This window comes from Butyrivibrio sp. LB2008 (genome assembly GCF_000621565.1).
In the GTDB taxonomy this organism is placed as follows: Bacteria; Bacillota; Clostridia; order Lachnospirales; family Lachnospiraceae; genus Butyrivibrio.
Window position 1 is genome coordinate 90,112 of the sequence record NZ_JHXZ01000013.1, and the last position, 20,605, is coordinate 110,716.

Below are 20,605 nucleotides of genomic sequence, written 5' to 3' on the forward strand. Positions count from 1 at the left end.
TTGTCTTCTAAAATCAAGCATTTCCCACGTACAAATACCGATGCGAACGTGATCTTCCTCATTTAACCGCCTTGTACCATGACTTTTCGCGTCACTTTTTTCCGGATGAAAAAGAAAAAAGCCGCAAGCGCTATAAGCCACAAAAACTGAATCTGCATGCCTGCGATATACTCTGCTCTTTCGCCTTTTCCAATGTAGATACTAAGCGGAAGCTGGTAGATATACACAAAGGGAAGCGAAGAAACCACCTTTGATACTCCCGCAGGAAAGAACCATATCGGTATAATGCTTCCCGACAGCAACCTTATGAGATGTTTTTTCACCTGAATAAGCGCATCGATGCTCCCCGCTTTAAATGCTATCATCCCAAATAAAGCTGCAATAAGCCAGTTGATCAAAAAGGATTCCAAAACCGCGATCACAAAAAGCGGAAGTGCGCTTATATCCGCCATCGCAGGAACTTTTATTAAGAGTGTACCGATGACAAGAATCGGCAGCATATTCTGGAATACAAGTGCAATGACTCCGCCCAGATCTTCCGCAAAGTACATTCCGAAAAGATCTACGGGTCTCATCATATCCGTTGCAACCGTTCCTTTTCTCACGCTCATCTCAATTCTTTTTTCCACATTTGTTATCAGCAAGACCGACAACATCGACGATACGATTATATATGTCAGCATGCTGTCGGCATCGACTCCGCCGACACTTCCGCGATCTTTATACAACGCTTTCCAGAAATATGCCGATGTAATCATAATAATCGTCTGCATGATAATATTTCCATATACACTAAACTCATAGGTCATACTCTTTATTAACTGTGTCTTTAAAATGTATAGGTATTTTTTCACGTTTATCTCCCCGTTGTTTTTCTTATTTTTCTCCATTCAGCAACAAGCCTCTCCTGATTCCATGCTGCATTTGCAGGACTGGTCGACGGAAGGCAGATTGCCTCTCTTCCAACAAGTTTCTCCGTATATTTCTTGTAATACTTTTGCGCCGTCTTTCCGTTGACGTAAATATCTCTTATGTCCGCTACTTTCAATATCTCATTAAGGTTATTCACCGTCACATTCCTAATGCTCGAGTCTGAAGAGCCCTCAATCTCACATGAATGTATCACGTCCCATACCGCTATATGATTGCGAAGTAGAAACTCTCTTTTCTCTTCTATCGTTTCAGGCGTCCCTTCTCCAAAGACAGCCGCAACTACCTTCCAAAAACGATTCTGTTTATGGCCGTAGAAAAAACCCTCTTCTCTTGATTTCACAGACGGAAAGCTCCCAAGTATAAGAATTTCTGAGTTCTTGTCATATACGGGAGAAATCGGATGAATTATCATAAAGTTCATTTCTCTTTTCTCTAATATTTTTTAATCTCTGCCTCAATCGAAAAGGCATTCCGCGAGCTGCGCATCGGTCGCATCCTTAGCGGAGTGTTTTTTTATTTGATAGCTTCCTATCAAATAAAAAAGAGCCTAACTGCGTACGCAAAATAGACTCATACAATCAGACCCACTATTACAAATAGGCTTGTAGCGTGATGCAACACACTTGAAATGCATGATAATCCGGATAAAGCGTACACAAAAGAACTGCCGTAAAGCAGCTTTCCAAAAAACTGTGTTCACTAAAGCCAAATTATCTCATTCGCATTTCATCACCTATACGCAAAGCGTTCTTTCTTTATTTCTTATTTTTCATAATACTACACAAATTGTATTTTGTATAACTATTCTTCAAATTATTTGACACATCTTATGATTGCTACTTCATCACTGATCCGCAACATCCTGAACTCCTATATTGTCATCCCTCACCCCCTGCAAAAACGCCCTCTCCAGGGATATTCTTCCCAAAAAAAGTACCGTCATAAATTGTATTTGCTCCACACGAAGGACTCCTTGATTGCAGTATAACAAGCTATCTTCCTTCATCAATTACAGTGGCTTATATTTCCGCAGACTCTCTTGAAATAGGCAGCTCTCCTACGTTATTCAGATTCAATTACATTGTTTATACCCGTAAAGTCATTCTCACATTTGCTCATTTCTACGTGTATGAGTCGATTTCAGGGATTCTATGCCTGTAAATCCTATCACGTAATATCTCGTAAACCTCTTTTGACCTCTCCCTACGTGACTCAGATTCTATTACAGACTTTATGACCGTAGGATTATTCCCAAATTCGCTTATTTCTACGGGCAAAAATCGGTTTCTGGATTCTATACCCGTAAAATCATTCCCACTTTCACTTATTTCTACGGGTATAAATCGATTTCCGGATTCTGTACCCGTAAAATCATTCCTGCATTCGCTTAGCTCTACGGGTATAAATTAGTTTCCGGATTCTATACCCGTAGAGCCATTCCCACTTTCACTTATTTCTATGTATACATTCTTGAACATGAAGTTCAAGAATGCATCAACCAAGCCAATTAGAATCGACTTCGTCGATGAGGCTTGGTTGACTCTTGAATCACTTTCTCACGAAATCCGCAGCAAGTGCGGATTTCTGTAATTTCATCTAAGATATCATACAAATCGATCATCATATTCCATGCCAGCAGAATCATTATTCCCTCATTTTGAGTCATGTATTTCAGCTTAATTCCTCAATTCCTTGACGCAGCGTAACAAATAACAATTTATTCTGCGTAAAAAGTCGAGTTATTTGATGACAGCAGCACTAGTTTGGTGTCTCCGTTGATATACAAGGCAAAAAAATAAAGACTTTTCGTTTTTCGCTCCATAAATAGCCACAAACAGATGAAACAAAAACATAACGAAAAGTCCTTACTTTTACCCTTAAGCTTCTATCGCCCTGTCAGTGTCGCCAAGGAGTTTATTCCACTGCTCATCGGTAAGGTCTGACAGCCCTTTATTTTTTCCTTTGGTCGCGAGTAAAAGAGCTGTCTCCTTGAGCATCCTTATAAGGACGGAGGCATCGAGTACTTCGCCGGTCATCTTTTTGGTGAGAGTTGTACTTGAAGAGGAGATAGTGCTTTCCCAATTGCTCTTTTTATTTATGGCCTCCTCCATCGAGGAATACTCTTTTCCACCCAGAGGATCCGTGACTCCCTTAAGTGCGTTGAAACTTCCAAAGGTACTACCGGTTCCTGTGCCATGTGCATCTGCGTACTGGCAATATGCGAACATCTCGATAATGGTGGCATTCTTTGGATCGACTTCCGAGATATTTACGTCGATGTCACGCCCGCCCATATGCACTCTCACAATCGGATCGCAGCAGCCTTCCCTTGTCACTTCGGAAGCCATCACCATATGGCTTGTATTGTTTCCCACAGGAATAGAGCCTATACCACGTAGCGGTGTTACGTGTTCTCTTGGTTTGTCGGCGTTATCACTTACTTCCTCCGGCTTACATTCATCAACGGATTCTTGCGGAATTACAGGCCTCATATCAATAAAACTTGCTTTCAATTCACTTGCTGAAATAATGCGGGTAAACTCTCTCTGAACAGAAACGTTCTGCTTTTTAGTACAAGTTGCATCATCTGATTTCTGTTCGCCACTCTCGGATAGAGCACTCAAAAAATCCGCTTCTCCGAGGCTTTGATCTGCGCTACGATAAGAACTCTGTACAAATGTGCTCTGTCTAAAACAATAACTTCCGGTAGTAATCATATTTGACATATATGTTCCTTTCTGCGACTCTTCAGTCATTCACAGTCGCTCCACTCTCCTGAAAGGACCGAGTGGATAAGTGCACGGTCAACAGTTACGCATAACTTCGTCTCAGTATCACCCCCTTCTATTCAAGAACAAAGAGTTGCTTTGCAACTCTTTGCGCGCCGATGCTCGCAAGCTTTAGCTTGCATAATACTTCTGCGCATCGGTCGCATCCATAGCGAAGCGTTTTTTATTTGATAGGAATTTCCTATCAAATAAAAAGCATCTCCTTCAGCCATTCCTTTGAACGTTGAAAAAGATGCTATCCATAGCAAAAATATTAAACTTATCGCTCTCTGTATATATCGGCAGACTATGCTATCGACTTTAGCATTCCAGATATTTTTTTATATTAAATCCAACAAAAAGAGCATTTCGCTCGCGAAATGCCAGCGCGCGGGCGGATTGCGTAAACAATATATTCCTTACCGCGAGCTGCGCATCACTGCGACTCTTTGCGCGCTGATGCGCGCAAGCTTTAGCTTGCATAATTCATCTGCGCATCGGTCGCATCCATAGCGGAGCGTTTTTTATTTGATAGGAATTTCCTCTCAAATAAAAAACTCTTCGTTCCATCTCTTGCGACAAGAACGAAGAATCCACTTTTCTTTAAATAATCCCTAATCATAACAACGGATGACATCTCTTATGCCGTTATATCCGCAAGTGTGCACCGCACCACAGACATCAGATCTGCGGGAGCAAGTTCAATCTGGCATCCAACCTTACCTGCGCTGACAAAAATCTTTTCACCGTCCTGCGCGGTTTGGTGTATAAAAGTCGGGAAGGCTTTCTTCATGCCAATAGGCGAACATCCGCCGTGAATGTAGCCTGTAAGCGGAAGGAGCTCTTTTTGTTTGATCATCTCGACTGACTTTTCGCCTGCTGCCTTTGCGGCTTTCTTGAGGTCAAGTTCTGCTTCGACAGGAACTACGAAGACGTAGTACTGTCCGGTCTTTCCTCTGGTTACAAGAGTCTTGAAAACTCTCGAAGGATCTTCGCCGAGTATGCCCGCGATCTCGGCGCCTGTAAGTGTCTGGTCAGGCTCATAGGAATGACTCTCGTAAGCAATCTTCTTGCCGTCAAGAACTCTCATTACATTTGTTTTTTCGTTATTCTTCATTACCTTTTCCTCAGTCAACATTTGATGTCATCTTTTTGCTTTCTTCCATAAAAAAACAGGACGAGTACATGGACTAAACAAGCTAAAACCTTCATATCAGGTCATACACCTCTTACCTGATAAAGTTAGTAAATACCTTATCTTCAGCAACAGGCTGCTCTACGCCGTTCTTCTTTCCGGCTTCGATACTCTTAAGAACCCATGCCATATTTTTTCCGAGAGTATGCATGATCTGGATACCTTCAGTATCGCGGAGAACATCTTCGGGCTTGCTGCCGTGTACCATGTTCCAATATCTTGATGCGATAAGAGGCATGTTTGCAAAAAGAGGATACTTGTTGAGAACATCAAGAGTCGCTGTAGTTCCCGCTCTTCTTGCAGATGCAATCGTTGCGGCAGGTTTGAATCTAAGATACTCCTCTGCAGACCAGAACAATCTGTCAAGGAACATGAGAATCTCGCCTGTAGGGCTTGCATAGTAAACAGGTGAACCTATGACAATTCCGTCAACGCCTTTGATTATCTCTGTTGCTTCCTGTACCGCAAGATCCACTTCACCCTTGAAAACCATAGTTCCCGCATTATAGATATCAGTTTCGATACCTCTTTCATTAAGTTCTTTTGCAACCTCTGACAAAGCTGTATATGTGCAACCTTTGCTCTTTCTGCTGCCGTTGATAAGTAATACTTTCATTATATGTTCCTCCTCTTCCTATGAAATAAGTGACTAAATACATGAAAAATTCGAATTTTAGTCACACATCAAACTTACGATTACAGACAAAAAAGTAATTTTTGCTTCAGTTATCTGTGAAATTTCGTCTTTTTGCTTGTAAATCGCCATGATCTCACAGATAAATTTTGCCACCCATGAAACATTATCTGTGTTTCAACACATATCATGCCATAAAATCACAGATAAACCATTTCTTTTCACAAATCTTATCTGTGTCCCTGCCAAACTACTACCCTATGGATCGGACACATGGCTTTTACTTTTGGTTAGCACGTAGATAAGTGACCGTAGTTCCAAAGTATGGTAGGAATCTCCTACCATATAATAATGAGCGGCACCGAACTTATTGGTCACCGCTCATTACTATTCTATATTATCTTTTTCATAATGTCATTCGGAAATCTTGAATACGTCTATATCCTGCTTAACTCCGGCGGCGATATTCGAAATCTGCGTTGCGATAGACGATACTTCTTCCATCATATTGCTTACAACTGAAGTAGATGCGCTTGTTTCCTGCGTTGATGCGGCATTTGTCTCAGCAATTGTTGAAAGAGATTCTACTACATTTACAACGCTGCTACGGACATCATCGAGCCTTTGTACCGTTGAAGAAATCTCATCGATACTTTCAAGGTTATTGATAATCTCGTCTTCAACCGAACCGAAGATTTCCTCCGTCTGCTGAACATACTCATTCTGCATGTCGATTATCTTCTTAACTTCATCCATAGCTTCTATAGATCTCTTTGAGTTATCAATAAGCTGCTGGATAATGTCATTGATTTCCTTGGTAGTATCAGCTGTCTGTGAAGCCAGGGATCCAATCTCTCCTGCAACTACCGCGAATCCTCTTCCCGCATCTCCTGCTCTTGCAGCCTCGATAGAAGCATTAAGGGACAAAAGATTGGTCTGGGTAGCGATGGATGCAATAAGCTCGGAAGCCTTCGCAATCTGATCTGCAGAATGGCTTGTCTGTGCTGTCTGCTCGTACATTGCATCAACTGCAGACTTTGTCTTTTCATTGACTTCACCAAGCTCTTTAAGGATCACGCCCGCCTTCTTTGAAGAATCCTGCATGGATTGTGAATTTTCTTTAAGCTGCAATGTCTTTTCCTTGGTCTCCTCGACCATAACTCCAATTTCTTTTACAGAATCCGTAGCATTTTTTGTTTCATCAGACTGCTCTGTCGCACTCTGCGCAATGTCATGAACCGCAACATCTACCTGTCCGATGGATTCAAGTGTTGATTCGGAATTTTCGCGAAGTCTGCCGGAACCGTCCTGAAGATCTCCCGAATGCCTGCGAAGCGACTTGATCGTCCTTTCAACCGCACTTGAAAGCTTTTTGGTAGCATCTGCAATAAGTCCTACTTCATCATTTCTTCCTTTATACTTTTCAAGTGCCTGAGTCTTGGTAATATCAAGTGTTCCGAGGTCTGTGATTACGTCAGTTACGCTTTCAATATCTTTTGATATAGCCTTTGAGATCAGAACAACTCCTACAAGCGAAACGCAGAATACAAGTATTACAAGGAAAAGAATGAAATTACTGAGGGAATTGATATCCTTCAAAAAGTCTTTTTCCGAATCAGTAACAATGAATGTAGCAGCCACGCTCGGAATATTGCGATATGACAGTATCGAGCGTCCCACTGCCTTGTCACGATATGTGAAAAAGCTTGTCGGAACATCAGCCATCTGCTGAAGAGCTTGAACCTGCGCTTCATCTTCAACAGGTGCTCCAAGCATCGCAGGATCCGGAGCAAAAATATATGTTGCCGCAGTAATATCGCTGCTTCCGATAAGATACATCTTAGCTGCATCCAGTCCCTGCGCACTCATTCCTGTAATCGTGCTCTGAAGCTCATCTACATAGGTAGCACCTCCGACAAAGCCTATAGGCTTACCCGATGCATCATGTACATTTGCAAATACTATCGCAACATTACTGTTACTTGCCGGGGAAAGAACGATTCCGGCGCAAATCGCGCCTCCTGCGCTTTCGATATTTGCTGTAAATCCCGCCATTTCAGCATTTGCCACCTGACCAATAAATGACGGATCGGTATGCGCATAGACAAGCGTAGCATCATCGGCAAGATACATACTTTCAATATCAGATCTTGTCGATGTGTAGCTTAAAAGAGTCTCCTGCACAGCATTTGCAGCAGCTTTATCGCTTGTATTTTGCATATATGAAACTACAGCGGGAAGTTTCGCAAAATTCACAACATAATTTTGCAGATCAGAAAAGTATTTCTCAATAACAACCGAACGGCTTTCGGTAATTTCCGATAACCTTATCTCAGTCTGTCTTCTCATAATAGATCTGGTACGAAAATTGATTATACCGTAAATGGCTCCAAGTCCAATCATGATTACAAGACCAATGACAAGACTCATCTTTACATAAATCTTTAAATCGTTAATCTTCTTCATTCTCAGCCTCCTTACACGTTAACTGAAGAAATGACCGCATCATAAAACTATTGCCCCAAAGGTATATATCCTATCATACCATTTTATTCGAGATTATATTTACTTTATAGACGTTAATTCATTAACTTTTCATAAACCAATTCATAAAATTCAGTTACACCCCGAGTGTTTGGGTAAAAAGAATCATCAAAACCGTGATAGTCACCATCGACACGATAGTTGTAACAGTAATTGCTCCCGAAAGTATCTCGGTATCTTCACCTATTTTTTCCGACTGGATAAGAGGAAGATTGCCCACAGGCATGGTCGCCATAAGGCAGAATCCAAGCACGGTTACTTCGTCGCAGCCGATTGCTCTCAATATAAAGAACATCGCAACGGGAAGAAGTACCATTCTAAGCGCAATATATCCCCATATCCTGAGATCTTTGAAGCCTTTTTTGACTCCTGATCTTGCTATTGAAACGCCAAGCAGCGTCATAGACAAAAAGACCGTCGCGTTACCTATATAGCTAACGGTATTTGTTACGATAAGCGGAGGATTTATGTTAAACCAGCACACAATAAGGCTAAGAAGCGCCATTATTGTTCCGGGACTCATTGCTTTTTTTACATTCATCTTCTCTCTGCCGTTGCTGAGCACTGTGATTCCGTGTGTATAGAAAAGAAGGCTGTACATGACATTGCACACGATAACGTATATGATAGCCCTGTCCGGAAGAATTGCCTTAGCGACGGGAATTCCGATAAATCCTACATTTGTATAGACAACCATGAGATTGTAGAATCTTCTTTTGTCCTTATTAACTCCAAGGATCATGGGCAAAAGAAATCCCAATCCCATAAGAGACGCATAATAAACAGCTCCAAGCACCACTGCTTCCAAAAGCACCTGATGACTCACATCTATATCACCCGTGAGAATCGAAGCCAGTATCAGTGCCGGATTGCATATGTCCATAACGATCACTGACAGATGCTTCGAGACGTTATTGTCCACAACGTCCTTCTTGTATAAATAAACTCCTATCGCAACGAGAATAACTATCATACCCATCTGCTGCATTACTATCCAAACGCTCATTTTATTTCCTTTCCTGATTGTTTCAGAATTTCAACCGCATCATTTTAACTCAATTCCTATCGTCTCACAAGCAGATTTCTGCATAGTTTATAAGGGAATACTGACAATTTTTTCCACTTAATGATAAAATTAGATTACATATTTTATGTGTATCATAACGGAGGTTTATGTATGGAATTTTTCAAAAATAATAAAAATCGCTTATACCTGGCAGTAATTGTTATTGCCGTGATCACGATGATAATCCTTTTGGTCGATTATAAAAAGAACGCTCCCGCAGCCCCAAGTCTGTCAGACATTGCAGCGACGGATAACACCGTAAAAAAGAGCGATACCAAAGTTCTCGTGTCTATTAACACCGAGACAATCCGCGAAGGAATCGCAAACATGGGAACACTCATTACGCAGGAATACTATTTTACTCAGGTTGAAAAATATACCAAAGAAAAAACAATCATGAAGTTTATCACATCTTCTTCCGAATTCATTTACAGTTATGACGGTTCTGTCACAGCCGGTGTGGATTTTGAGAAAATAGCAATAACCAAGGACGAAGACGCCAAGACTATCACGATAGACATTCCCGATTCCGAGATTTTCTCCGTAAACATCGACAAGGACACATTCAAGATCTATTCGGAAAAAGATTCTATATGGAATCCGGTAAAGCTCGAAGACTACAACACTTCACTTGCTAAATTCGAGGAAAGTGCCAAAGAAAAAGCTCTCAAAAACGGCATTCTCGAAAAGTCAGATGCCCAGGCAAAGACGCTTATCGAAAACTTTGTAAACAGCCTGCCCGAGACATCAAAGTACCAGATTGAGTTTAAATAAAGGGGAATATTTATATGAATTTAAAAAAGATAACTTTAATAGTAATACTACTGCTTGTTGCAGTTATCTCACTTACAAAGATTGCTCCGATAGCCGCCAATCCCGCCACACACAAGCATTCTATAGAACAGACGGATGAAAAGATCACTACGGTAATGAAGCTCGCCGGTGGCGCAGCGGCAACATCAGCCACTTTGTCACTCCTTCCGGGAGACCTGTGCACGCCTATCTCAGAGCAGCTCGCAGATCTCGCTTCATATTTCCTCTTGATATTAAGCGCTCTGTACCTTGAGAAATTCATGATAACTCTGACAGGATATGTTTCATTCTCAGTACTTATCCCTGCCACATGTATCCTTCTCAGCGTTGCCATATTATTCAAGAAAAAGAAATTTATGGACATGGCCGCAAGAATTGGCCTCCTGGGACTCATTATCTTCCTGATCGTCCCTTCAAGCATCTGGCTCTCCGACAAAGTTTACCAGACTCAGTCCGCCAAAGTTGAAGCCTCGATCACAGAATACGACAACCTCGACATCGAAGGCGATTCCGATTCAGGCATACTCAGCGACCTTACCACAATCACTACCGAAACAATCGACAGAGTTTCCAACTTCCTCAAAGACCTCCTCGAAGCTCTCGCCGTAATGATTGTAACCGCCTGCGTTATCCCTGTTCTCGTATTCGTACTGCTTGTGTGGATTGTAAAGACCATCTTCTCATCCACTTCACTCAACATCGACAAGCTCATCATCAATCAAGATCAGGAATCACAGGTTACAACTGAATCATAAATCAGAATTAAGATTAGAATCTGCGCAAATATAGGATGGACGCTTTGCATAGACTACCCAGTCGCGAAGCCATCCGTTCTGAAATGCGCAGATCTCGTACGAGCAAGATGAGTTTCAAAATTTATAAAGACGGGAAATGCTGACTTCTCTGAACAACGTGAAAGGAAGCATTTCCCGTCTTTATAAATTTATGAAACTCACTGCGCAGACGAACACAAGCATTTCAGAACGGATGGCTTCGCGACGCCCTGCTCGCTCAATCCGGCAGGTCTATTTTTATGCCGTCTCTGTGCATAGAAAATTTGTCCATGGGATATTTCTTAAGATTTTCGAGAACCTTTCGGTCATCTGCTTTTGAAAGAAGCGCTTCTCTGGCTTTGGTAATCTCAACCTCAGTTTTATGTTTTGAAGGTCCGCCTACGCAGCCTCCCGGGCATACCATGCCTTCGATAAAGTCATCCGGAAGCCTTCCTGCTTTAAGGAGTAAAAGAGCTTTTTTACACTCATTTCCTCCTGCAACGCGGTGCAACTTGATATTGCTGACATCTTCGCCTCTCTCTTTCATACACTCGATAACCGCATTGGCAACCCCGCCGCTTGTCGCAAAACGTTTGCCCCAGATTGAAGACTCCTGATATTCATCGGTCACAGGCTCAAATTCAACATCTTTGGATCTCATAAGAGCACGAAGCTCTCCGTATGTCACTACATAATCCGCATTATCGGGAACGCTCTCATCAATTGCTTCCGACTTCTTGGCAATACAAGGGCCGACAAATACAGTAACGCATCCCGGGCGCGTTGCCTTGAGATATCTTGAGATCGCACACATAGGAGAAACCGTTGATGACATGTTATTTTCAAACTGCTCGGGGAAATGCTTTTTGAGCATGTTGATAAATGCAGGGCAGCATGACGTCGTCATCTTTTTGCCCTCTGCGTGAGCTTCCGCCCACTCTTTTGACTCATAAGCAGCCGTCATATCGCCACCGAGTCCTACTTCTACCATATCTGCAAAGCCAAGTTTTATCAGCGCATTCTTTACCGAAGCCATGGAAATCTCTTCACCAAACTGGCCTTCTGTAGCAGGTGCACACATCGCTATAACTTCTTTTCCCGCCTTAATGGCTTCTATTATCTGAACAAGGAATGTCTTGGAGCTGATTGCTCCGAAAGGACAATTGTGGATGCAATGGCCGCACTGAATGCACTTGCTCTCGTCAATCTTACAGTAGCCATTCTCATCATATGTTATCGCGCCGACAGGACAAGCCTTGTGGCAAGGGCGCTCAAGATGAACGATAGCGCCATACGGACAGGCACCTGCACACATTCCGCACTCTTTACACTTTGCGGAGTCGATGTGCATCCTGACATCACCGGGATGTATCGCATCAAATTTACATGAATTAAGACATGCTTTTCCCATGCAAAAACGACAGTTATCAGTTACGGAAAAAGCATGGATAGGGCACTCATCGCATGCAGGATCGATTACCTGCACAATATTTTTGGAGCCCTCATTATATGTTGTGCTAAGGCCGCAAGCAAGGCGGATTCTCTGGCGCACGATCTCACGCTCTTTGTACACACAACATCTGTACTCAGGCTTTGGTCCGGGTGCAAGCTTATAAACAAGCTGCTCCTTGTGTTCTTCATCGAGTTCATCGTTCCATGCAAGTCTGCAGACCTCTTCCATGATCTTATGTTTAAATCCTACCAGTCCCTTATCGTTCGTAATCATAATACTCAATCTCCTACCCTTTTAGATATCAATGTTATTAGTTACCAAACTTATCCCCGTGTTTTGCCAATGCACGGGCTGTATTGTTTCTGATAATCCCGAAACTGCCGTATTCAGTTTTATTTCTCTATTTAATATTACCACATCGCAAGACTTTTCTCCCCGAATATATTAAGCGTGCAAGCAGAAAAAAAGAGTGTAAAATATGAATAGTATTATTTTTTTAGGGGACTTTTATTATGGGAAAAAAAATAGCATTAACTTTCGACGACGGACCAAGCACCGTCACAACACCTCAGGTTCTTGAAAAGCTCAAGAAGTACAATATTGTCGCATCTTTTTTTCTGATTGCGGACAACATAACAGATGAATCGGAAAAGATTGTAAAGGAGTGTATCGCACACGGATGCGAGATCTGCAATCATTCCAAGACTCACTCTCACATGCAGACATTTACTGCAGACGAAGTGCGTTCAGAGATTGAATATACAGACAAGGCAATCGAGAAGATCACGGGATACAAACCGCGCTTTTTCAGACCTCCGTTCATAGATGTGAGTAGGACCATGTACGATTGCATAGATCTTCCGTTCATATGCGGAATTCACGGAGAAGACTGGGAAGACAGCGTTCTTGCCAAAGAACGTGCTGAAATGATATTATCTCAGGCCTGCGACGGCTCTATCATACTTATGCATGATTACACAGATAATGATGAAACCGTCAAAGCCCTCGATATTGTGATCCCTGAGCTGCTTGCACAGGGCTACGAATTTGTAAATATTAGTGACCTCTTTAAAGACGGAGGTATTAAGCCTTCCGTGCACAGCGGCATCGTATACTCAAACATACACGACACCGAACCAAGAGAGCCTCTTTGCTAAGGAAAATCTCCGTCACAGCATGAATAATGCACCGAATATCGGCGACAGTATTATCATGACAACCGAGAACACAAAAGAATTCACGGACATAAGCGTCGCGCGCTGCTTAGAGGGAATCATATTGTTTAGCATGACATCAGTCCGCACTTCAATGTAATTGTCTCCGAAAGCGCCGATGAATCCGCCGATCACGGCAAGAATAATACTTCCCGAAAAAGCCATTGCAAATGCAAATGTCACACACAGTAAACTTATAAGCCCGATATATCTATATCGTGAAGGCTTCACATATTCGACAGCCTTCGCTCCTACTGCGGCGCCTAGTCCCATGACAAAGAGTGCCGGTCCAAACAGCACATTGTCAATTCCCATCTTAGGAAGTTTTGCCTGCAAGAAGAAAAGAACAAGTATCGAAACCGCTCCTATCGCCGCATTAAACAGAATAATGAGCCTGACTTTGGAATTGTTCTTAAGAAAAAGAAAACTCTCTTTTGCAACTTCTTTAAAACGCTTCTTGACACTCTTTTCTTTACTTAGCTCCGTCTCAACTTCACGCAGAGACGCAGCTATTCCAATCGCCAACACTCCGACAAGAACATCAACCGCATAAGCTTTTTTGTATCCAAGCGCTATTGCCGCACCCGCAAGAATCTTGGCGAGCGAGCTTGCAACCTGATATATGACAAGATCGTTCGAGGCATACTTATCGTATTCATCCTCAATACCGGCTTCTTTGAGTGAATCATATGCAATCGCTTCCCTTGTACCCGACGCAAGGTTATAGCTAAGAGCACTCACTACCATCGCTATCGCGATCATAAAAAACGAATCCGAAAATATCATCATCAGCGCAGACAACACTGTCACTACGCTGCTTGCCACCATCGTCTTTTTCCTTCCGAACACATCGGCCACAGCCCCTGAAGGAACTTCAAATATCATACTTGCTATGTGGAATATGCTCTCGAACAGTCCGATCTGCGCAGTAGTAAATCCTCTCACCGCAAGGAGCGCAACCCATGATGCCCCAGCGATCATAAGGCTCCCCACACTGTCCAATAAATATAATTTTCCAATCTGTCTTCTTGCTGTCTTTTTACTAAATTTATTCATAAAAAAATCTCCTCATCTTTTTTGTTTTAAATAAAAGAATAAGGAGATAACACGTTCATATTCAAAGCTCAAACCTTGCAAATTTAGCAGGTTTGCCTAAAAAAGAGCGCACTATCCCCGTAAACAGCAAAAATGCATCCATTCATCAACTGAATATTAACTGTTTTCCAGGACATTCGTTTGCTCCTTTCGAATAAATTTCTTTTTACAATCCACTTGGATAAATCATTATCTTACAGTAATCTTGCGTCTTATTGCGCATAATGTCAAGCCCTTTATCGAGTTCATCAAGCGCAAATCTATGCGTTATGAGCTTAGACGGCTTAATTCCACCCGCCTCCAGCCTGCTAAGAACGTAGTGCCAGTCGTCAATCTGCGCTGTGTCTGAATCCTTTATATTCACACTACAGCCATCCTGCCCAAAACTGCCGGCATCAAGTGCCTTTCGATATGAAGAGTTCCATATCCCAATAAGGCGCATCTGCTTTCTCAAGATCTCCCAATATGTATTTCTGGAAAAAGACATATCGCTCCTCGGATTGCCAACCAGTATCTGTCTTGATTTTGGTGCTCCCGCTTCGAGTCCGTACCTGATACTCTCGTTACTTCCGACGCACTCAAAATAGACCGATACGCCATTCGTCTTCTCTTTTAGCCACGCGACGGGTTCTTCAACTCTCATATCGCAGTAATGCTCCGGAAGAATTCCGATATCAATCGCTTTATCTCTGTGACTGTCCTTGTTTCCAATCACATAGATATCTGAAAAGCCCATGTCTTTAAGAAGCATGACAACCATAAGTCCTATCGTTCCCATCCCGCAGACTGCGATCTTCACATCTTTATCCGCAGGAGCAACCCCCGCACAACCTGTTCTGACAGCATTGGCTGCAACGGCAAGCGGTTCGATCATAGCTCCTTCTTCAAAAGAGATGTTATCCACAAGCTCTATCAAGTTATCCACAGGAACACACACATATTCCCCAAAAGCACCGTCTCTTCTCGATCCCGTGTAGTCGTAGTTAAGGCACAGATCCGTCTCACCCTTTGCGCACATCTCGCACTTCCTGCATGGAATCTTGGGCGAAACCGCAACCCGCATTCCCTCAAGGTCTGCAGAAACTTTGGCTCCCGTCTTTACGACAACTCCCGAGAACTCATGTCCCGGAACGAGCGGCATCCTGTGCGCTCCCGTCTCGTAAACACGCGGCACATCGGAGCCACATATACCGACAGCCTTTACATTTACAAGGACTTCATTCTCTGCGGGAACCGGAATATCCACATCTTCAAGTCTTATATCGCCTATTTCATGCAGTACCCATGCTTTCGCCATTACTGCTTTTCCTCCTTAAGTTGCATAAATCTGTCCAGATCGGCCGCAGTCGTAACTTTAAAATTCTTCTCGTTTCCGGAGATCATTGCGATATCCATTCCCGCAATAATAGCAGGTTCAGTCGCACCGTTTATAGAAAAGATCTTATCGGGCAAAAGAATTACATTTGCCTCGTAATATTTTTTATAATTAAACAGCTCAGGTGCCTGTCCCGCTACCACCTTCTGTCTGTCCAGGAGCTTGGAAACAGTCTTGCCGTTCTCGCTGTAATATACTGTATCTTTCATGGGGATAACGGGCATAACTCCGTCATGTCCGCTCAATGCGGCATAGATATCCTTAAGAAGCTGGAAATCAAGGAAAGGTCTTGCAGCATCATGAACAAGAACCGTATCTTTTCCCGAAACCGCCTCAATATCTTCTTTCTTTGAGATTCCGCGAAGTATCTCTTTCATGCCGCTTAATATGGATGCCTGCCTGTTCACCCCCGGCATGGCAAAGCCCTTAATCTTTTTCACATTGAGCCCCATTTTCCTCGCATCTTCGTAAATCTCTTTGTGCCAATCCTCATTTGCAACCACATAGACATCATCCACTGCTTTGCTCTCAAGAAGCGGCTTTATGGCGTAAGTTGCCATCATATATCCGCCCGCACGCACATACTGCTTGGGTATGTCAGATTCTGTTCTCTTTCCGGTCCCCCCGGCTAAAAAAATCGCATGATTCATATTTTTACCGCTTTCCTTTATAAAAAACAAAAACGCTACAGCACTGGGATTCTCACTAAACTCGCGTTCTGCTCGTTAAGTGTTCTGCTCAAATTAAGTGGTCACAGCAACCGCCATGACCACTTAAAAAACTCATTTTTTAGAAAAGCTTTCTTCCGCCCCAGATGCAGATGCAAGCACCTACAACGGATATAATAAGACTTCCGATGATACTATCTGCCTTAAGTCCGATGAGTTTAAACACAAGCCCTCCAACAAAGCCACCTACTACTCCAAGAATGATATTCTTGAGAGTTCCCGATGATTCATTCATAATCTTACTTGCAAGAAAACCTGCGATAGCTCCCATGATAAGGCTAATAATCAATCCCATTTTGTTCTTTTCCTCCATTGCTAAATACAAAACGTTAACTACTGCTTTATATCATACTCTATTTTGAGAAAAATCGGTACTTTCGCTTTTCCATGGATTCTCAAACACAATTTAGTATCAGAACTTAACAGTCTCGGGTGCTGCTGTAAATGAGCTGAATGTTGCTGTTGCATTCTTGAAATAAAGTACCTGCATATTGTCATCGTCTGCACTGTACATTGCCTTCAACTGAGGCATTTTCTCCAGCATAGCAACTTTAACATCGTGAGAATCGTCGTTGATGAGTTCTCCTGCAACACGGATCCACTCACCATTCTTGAAAGCACAGATCTCAGCCTTAGGATTGGCTGCAAGCTGCTTAGATACGTCTTTTACCTTTCCTGTCTGAATGTAGATCTTGCCGTCTGACAAAAGAACTGTACCAAAAGGTCTTACTCTCGGCTGATCACCGTCTACTGTTGCAAGATAATATGTCTCTGCCTCATTTAAAAAATCATATACTTTCTGAATGTCTGCCATAAAATTTTCCTCCGATTGAATAACATTATATTTCATACAATTTATGTTATTATAATTATTCTACCGTGTAAATACGCTTTTTATTCATTTTTGAAACATAGGGAAAGCCCCTCTCGCTGCGCCTTTGGCAGTAAGAAGAGCTCCCTGTTTCGTATCAGCTTTTTACTTTCTAATTCAATTATTTTTAAACAACAATGTTACTTAACAAACTCATATGTGATGGTTCTTGGTGCAGTACCCTGACCAATGATACCAAATGAAATGAAGTTGCCGTTTTCGATGTATGAATTCCAGAAGAAAGGAGTGATTACATAATAGTCGCCTTCTTCCTTAACTTCCATGCACCAGTTCTGAGCGATCTTGATTCCATCCTTCTTGATCTTGAGCTTCCATCCGTTTACAGTCTCGCCTGAGTTATTGCTTACTCTGAAATCTACAAGGTATCCTGAACCCCAGTCATTTACTGTATGTGAAAGTGTAAGGTTCTGTTTGCTTGTTGTAGATCCGGGATTCTGTGTGTTTCCTGCATCATCTTTCTTTTCAGGAGTTGTTGTTCCTGTATTGCCTGTATCGTCTTTCTTCTCAGGGGTTGTTGTTCCTGTATTGCCTGCATCGTCTTTCTTTTCAGGAGTTGTTGTTCCTGTGTTGCCTGCATCATCCTTCTTCTGAGGTGCGCTCATTGCATTCCACTTCTCAATGCTTACGCTTCCACCCTTTCCAACAAATACAAGTGCATGTGTTCCGTCAATTTCCTTGTCTACCTTAACAACTACTGACTTATACTCACCGTTTGTAGGTGTGATCTGAGCACTTCCGATTAATTCTCCGTCAGCGCTTCCGTCCTTAATATCAAATGATGAGAGCTTATCAGCCTTAACTGAAACATTTATTACTTTAACGCCCTTTGTAAACTTAACGTTGTTTACTACGAAATAATCACCTTTCTCAAGTCCGGAAATAACTTTCTTTCCGTTGTAATCTACAAGCTCTGTACCCTTTGTCTCGCCAAAGTTAAGTCCTGTAGGAACATCTTCATAAGGATTTACATCGGGTCCCTTAGCTGTCTTTCCTGTTGTATCTGTAGTCGTATCCTTCTCAGGAGTCTTCTCAGGTGTTTTCTCTGTTGTGTCTTCCTTCTTCTCAGTATCTGTCTTCTTCTCAGGGCCGGCCATTGCCTTCCAGCTTTCAACACTTACATCGCCCATCTTACCAACGAATGCAATTGTGTGCTTTCCTGTAATATTATCAAACTGGATACGATAAGTCTCAAACTTGCCGTCGGTATTGTTAATCTTCATTGTTCCGAGCAACTTTCCGTCAGCGCCGCCGTCTCTTACTTCCAATACAGCAGGCTTATCTGACTTTACAGTTGCAGAAAGTGTAACTGCGCCCTTCTTGAAATCAACATCCTTAACTGTGAAGTAGTCACCCTTGCCAAGACTTGTGATAATCTTCTTGCCGTTATTCTCTGAATACTCTACGTCCTTTGCTTCACCATAGTTTTCACCTGCAGCGATATCGTTGTAAGGGAAAAGAGTTGCTCCTGTACCCGGCTTCTGTGTTGTATCTGCTGGCTTCTGTGTATCTTTGTTATCTTTATTATCTTCTTTGTTATTTTCCTTGTTTTCTGTAGGATTCTCAGGCTGCTTAACTTCCTTATTATCGCCGGAAGCCTGAACACTCCACTCTGCGATGCTTGCGCTTCCCATCTTTCCTACGAATACAAGCGCATGCTTTCCGTCAACATTCTTGATGCTTGTGCTGAAAGACTTGTACTCACCGTTTGTAGAGTTAACCTTGATAAGTCCAAGTAATGCGCCGTCAGTGCTTCCGTCTCTTACTTCGATTGAAGAAGCCTTGTCAGCCTTTGCCAAAACTGTAAGAGTGCTTGCACCATTCTTGAAATCTACGTTGTTTACTACAAAATAGTCACCTGACTCAATGCTTGAAACAACTTTCTTTCCGTTATAATCAACAAGCTCTGTTCCTTCTGACTTACCGAAGTTAAGACCTGTTGAAACAGGCTCGTAAGGATTTACGTTAGGTCCGGGACCTGTCTTATCTGATGAACTTGCACTGCTTGAAGAATCATCTGTAGGCTCTTTTACAGTGTTATTATCGTCTTTTGCCTTTGCATTAGGAGCGCACATTGCCTTCCACTTCTCAATGCTTACTTCACCTGTCTTTGTTGTGAATACGATAGCATGAGTTCCTTCGATGCTCTCTTCAATCTTTGTTGTGTAAGACTTGTATTCACCCTTTGTATCATCAATCTTTATAGATCCGATCACGTCGCCGTCAACAGCCCCGTCTCTGATCTCCAATAAAGCTGCCTTATCAGCCTTTGCTGAAACAGTAAGTGCAACAATTCCCTTATCAAGCTTTACATTGTGTACTACAAAGCAGTCACCCTGACCAAGACTTGTTACAACCTTATCTCCGTTATATTCTTCCTGCTCAACGCCCTTTGAATCTGTTGAAACAAATACTGTTGAAACAGGCTCATAAGGATCAATGAAAGGACCGGGGCCTGTCTTGCCCGTTGAAGGATCTACTTCAAATCCCTTCGTCTCCTCAGTCTTCTTATCATCATTTGCGGAAGAATCTTTTGACTCAACCGCTGTCCAGTTATCGATGGCAAATGATCCCATCTTTCCTACAAAAGCAATCGTTGCCTTGCCATCAATGTTTGATGAAGTACTAACTGTGAACTCCTTGAACTCACCCTTAGTTGCTCCGATCTTAAGATTGGCGATCACATCGCCGTCAACACCACCTTCTCTGATCTCAAGCAGTGATGCCTTATCAGCTTTTGCTTTTACCTTGAACTGTGATACTCCCTTAGAAAAGTTAACGTCCTTTACAATGAAATAATCCCCTGACTCAATACTTGATACTGCTTTAACCCCATTATCAGTAACAACCTCAGTACCTGACTGTCCGAAATTTGTCTCCGCTTCTACCCCCGAATACGGATTAAGTGACGGTGCAGCATTGATGTCTACCGTGTTGTTCAGAACCATTAAGCCGCTAAGCGCAACTGTTGATAAAATAGAAATTTGTCTTTTCATACATGTAACCTCCACAAAATGTAAACTTGTTCCTTACAAATCTTTCATATATTAAATATTCTGTAATATTTGTTAGGATAAGACAAATTATAGCAGTAAACGTTTAAGTCGACTTGTCAAATATTGCTA

Annotated in this window: 18 protein-coding genes and 1 pseudogene; 3 read left to right on the forward strand and 16 right to left on the reverse strand. The window is 42.3% G+C overall.

Annotated elements, in window-relative coordinates:
* Nucleotides 1-62 precede the first annotated feature (62 nt).
* From T356_RS0103245 to T356_RS0103285, 9 genes and pseudogenes are all read right to left on the reverse strand, one after another.
* A complete protein-coding gene (locus T356_RS0103245) occupies nt 63-890 on the reverse strand; it encodes an ABC transporter permease (RefSeq protein WP_051563115.1) in 828 nt (275 codons plus the stop codon).
* Nucleotides 857-1,345: a DNA-deoxyinosine glycosylase gene (locus T356_RS0103250; RefSeq protein WP_026513262.1), complete on the reverse strand. Its 489-nt coding sequence runs from the start codon at nt 1,343-1,345 to the stop codon at nt 857-859. The genes T356_RS0103245 and T356_RS0103250 overlap by 34 nt, the downstream gene beginning before the upstream one ends.
* A gap of 432 nt (nt 1,346-1,777) precedes the next feature.
* A pseudogene (locus tag T356_RS21445) lies at nt 1,778-1,925 on the reverse strand (DUF523 domain-containing protein); the annotation flags it as partial.
* A gap of 885 nt (nt 1,926-2,810) precedes the next feature.
* Nucleotides 2,811-3,689, reverse strand: a complete 879-nt coding sequence (locus tag T356_RS0103260) for a hypothetical protein (protein ID WP_026513263.1) — start codon at nt 3,687-3,689, stop codon at nt 2,811-2,813.
* A gap of 484 nt (nt 3,690-4,173) precedes the next feature.
* Nucleotides 4,174-4,323 (reverse strand): hypothetical protein, encoded by a 150-nt coding sequence (locus T356_RS21035; RefSeq protein ID WP_155838963.1) that lies wholly within the window; start codon nt 4,321-4,323, stop codon nt 4,174-4,176.
* Between the two features lie 18 nt (nt 4,324-4,341).
* Nucleotides 4,342-4,818, reverse strand: coding sequence for a Cys-tRNA(Pro) deacylase (ybaK, locus tag T356_RS0103270; protein ID WP_026513264.1), 477 nt, complete (start codon nt 4,816-4,818; stop codon nt 4,342-4,344).
* 112 nt (nt 4,819-4,930) lie between these two features.
* Nucleotides 4,931-5,512: a flavodoxin family protein gene (locus T356_RS0103275; RefSeq protein WP_026513265.1), complete on the reverse strand. Its 582-nt coding sequence runs from the start codon at nt 5,510-5,512 to the stop codon at nt 4,931-4,933.
* 432 nt (nt 5,513-5,944) lie between these two features.
* Nucleotides 5,945-7,996, reverse strand: coding sequence for a methyl-accepting chemotaxis protein (locus T356_RS20115; protein WP_026513266.1), 2,052 nt, complete (start codon nt 7,994-7,996; stop codon nt 5,945-5,947).
* A gap of 154 nt (nt 7,997-8,150) precedes the next feature.
* Nucleotides 8,151-9,080: an AEC family transporter gene (locus tag T356_RS0103285; protein ID WP_026513267.1), complete on the reverse strand. Its 930-nt coding sequence runs from the start codon at nt 9,078-9,080 to the stop codon at nt 8,151-8,153.
* A 171-nt stretch (nt 9,081-9,251) separates the two neighbouring features.
* Between T356_RS0103285 and T356_RS0103290 the strand changes: the two genes are divergently transcribed.
* Nucleotides 9,252-9,914 carry a DUF4230 domain-containing protein gene (locus T356_RS0103290; protein ID WP_026513268.1) on the forward strand — a complete coding sequence of 221 codons (663 nt, stop codon included), beginning with the start codon at nt 9,252-9,254 and terminating at the stop codon, nt 9,912-9,914.
* Between the two features lie 14 nt (nt 9,915-9,928).
* A complete protein-coding gene (locus tag T356_RS0103295; protein ID WP_026513269.1) occupies nt 9,929-10,708 on the forward strand; it encodes a hypothetical protein in 780 nt (259 codons plus the stop codon).
* 256 nt (nt 10,709-10,964) lie between these two features.
* Here T356_RS0103295 and T356_RS0103300 read toward each other — a convergent pair whose 3' ends face one another.
* The gene (locus T356_RS0103300) at nt 10,965-12,452 is read right to left on the reverse strand and encodes a 4Fe-4S dicluster domain-containing protein (RefSeq protein WP_026513270.1); all 1,488 of its coding nucleotides are present in this window, start codon (nt 12,450-12,452) and stop codon (nt 10,965-10,967) included.
* Between the two features lie 239 nt (nt 12,453-12,691).
* Between T356_RS0103300 and T356_RS0103305 the strand changes: the two genes are divergently transcribed.
* Nucleotides 12,692-13,336, forward strand: coding sequence for a polysaccharide deacetylase family protein (locus T356_RS0103305; protein ID WP_026513271.1), 645 nt, complete (start codon nt 12,692-12,694; stop codon nt 13,334-13,336).
* A 12-nt stretch (nt 13,337-13,348) separates the two neighbouring features.
* Here T356_RS0103305 and T356_RS0103310 read toward each other — a convergent pair whose 3' ends face one another.
* From T356_RS0103310 to T356_RS0103335, 6 genes are all read right to left on the reverse strand, one after another.
* Complete coding sequence (locus T356_RS0103310; protein ID WP_026513272.1) at nt 13,349-14,449, reverse strand: MFS transporter; 1,101 nt, start codon at nt 14,447-14,449, stop codon at nt 13,349-13,351.
* Nucleotides 14,450-14,654: 205 nt separating this feature from the next.
* Nucleotides 14,655-15,785 (reverse strand): galactitol-1-phosphate 5-dehydrogenase, encoded by a 1,131-nt coding sequence (locus T356_RS0103315; protein WP_026513273.1) that lies wholly within the window; start codon nt 15,783-15,785, stop codon nt 14,655-14,657.
* Complete coding sequence (locus tag T356_RS0103320) at nt 15,785-16,513, reverse strand: IspD/TarI family cytidylyltransferase (RefSeq protein ID WP_026513274.1); 729 nt, start codon at nt 16,511-16,513, stop codon at nt 15,785-15,787. Before T356_RS0103320 ends, T356_RS0103315 begins: the two co-directional genes overlap by 1 nt.
* A gap of 139 nt (nt 16,514-16,652) precedes the next feature.
* Entirely contained in the window at nt 16,653-16,886 is a 234-nt protein-coding gene (locus tag T356_RS0103325) for a GlsB/YeaQ/YmgE family stress response membrane protein (RefSeq protein ID WP_026513275.1), read from the reverse strand.
* A gap of 117 nt (nt 16,887-17,003) precedes the next feature.
* The gene (locus tag T356_RS0103330) at nt 17,004-17,405 is read right to left on the reverse strand and encodes a pyridoxamine 5'-phosphate oxidase family protein (RefSeq protein ID WP_330370880.1); all 402 of its coding nucleotides are present in this window, start codon (nt 17,403-17,405) and stop codon (nt 17,004-17,006) included.
* 197 nt (nt 17,406-17,602) lie between these two features.
* On the reverse strand, nt 17,603-20,476 hold the full coding sequence (locus T356_RS0103335) for a carbohydrate-binding protein (RefSeq protein WP_026513277.1): 2,874 nt from the start codon (nt 20,474-20,476) through the stop codon (nt 17,603-17,605).
* Nucleotides 20,477-20,605: the final 129 nt, after the last annotated feature.

Bases quoted from the DNA above. Each gene is read 5' to 3' on its own strand.
- T356_RS0103325 (WP_026513275.1), bottom strand. From the start codon at position 16,886: ATGGGATTGATTATTAGCCTTATCATGGGAGCTATCGCAGGTTTTCTT.
- T356_RS0103295 (WP_026513269.1), top strand. From the start codon at position 9,929: ATGAATTTAAAAAAGATAACTTTAATAGTAATACTACTGCTTGTTGCA.
- T356_RS0103250 (WP_026513262.1), bottom strand. From the start codon at position 1,345: ATGATAATTCATCCGATTTCTCCCGTATATGACAAGAACTCAGAAATT.
- T356_RS0103290 (WP_026513268.1), top strand. From the start codon at position 9,252: ATGGAATTTTTCAAAAATAATAAAAATCGCTTATACCTGGCAGTAATT.
- T356_RS0103310 (WP_026513272.1), bottom strand. From the start codon at position 14,449: ATGAATAAATTTAGTAAAAAGACAGCAAGAAGACAGATTGGAAAATTA.
- T356_RS0103315 (WP_026513273.1), bottom strand. From the start codon at position 15,785: ATGGCGAAAGCATGGGTACTGCATGAAATAGGCGATATAAGACTTGAA.
- T356_RS0103285 (WP_026513267.1), bottom strand. From the start codon at position 9,080: ATGAGCGTTTGGATAGTAATGCAGCAGATGGGTATGATAGTTATTCTC.
- T356_RS0103330 (WP_330370880.1), bottom strand. From the start codon at position 17,405: ATGGCAGACATTCAGAAAGTATATGATTTTTTAAATGAGGCAGAGACA.
- T356_RS0103305 (WP_026513271.1), top strand. From the start codon at position 12,692: ATGGGAAAAAAAATAGCATTAACTTTCGACGACGGACCAAGCACCGTC.
- T356_RS0103320 (WP_026513274.1), bottom strand. From the start codon at position 16,513: ATGAATCATGCGATTTTTTTAGCCGGGGGGACCGGAAAGAGAACAGAA.
- ybaK (WP_026513264.1), bottom strand. From the start codon at position 4,818: ATGAAGAATAACGAAAAAACAAATGTAATGAGAGTTCTTGACGGCAAG.
- T356_RS0103335 (WP_026513277.1), bottom strand. From the start codon at position 20,476: ATGAAAAGACAAATTTCTATTTTATCAACAGTTGCGCTTAGCGGCTTA.
- T356_RS0103260 (WP_026513263.1), bottom strand. From the start codon at position 3,689: ATGACTGAAGAGTCGCAGAAAGGAACATATATGTCAAATATGATTACT.
- T356_RS21035 (WP_155838963.1), bottom strand. From the start codon at position 4,323: ATGATTAGGGATTATTTAAAGAAAAGTGGATTCTTCGTTCTTGTCGCA.
- T356_RS0103245 (WP_051563115.1), bottom strand. From the start codon at position 890: ATGGAGAAAAATAAGAAAAACAACGGGGAGATAAACGTGAAAAAATAC.
- T356_RS0103275 (WP_026513265.1), bottom strand. From the start codon at position 5,512: ATGAAAGTATTACTTATCAACGGCAGCAGAAAGAGCAAAGGTTGCACA.
- T356_RS0103300 (WP_026513270.1), bottom strand. From the start codon at position 12,452: ATGATTACGAACGATAAGGGACTGGTAGGATTTAAACATAAGATCATG.
- T356_RS20115 (WP_026513266.1), bottom strand. From the start codon at position 7,996: ATGAAGAAGATTAACGATTTAAAGATTTATGTAAAGATGAGTCTTGTC.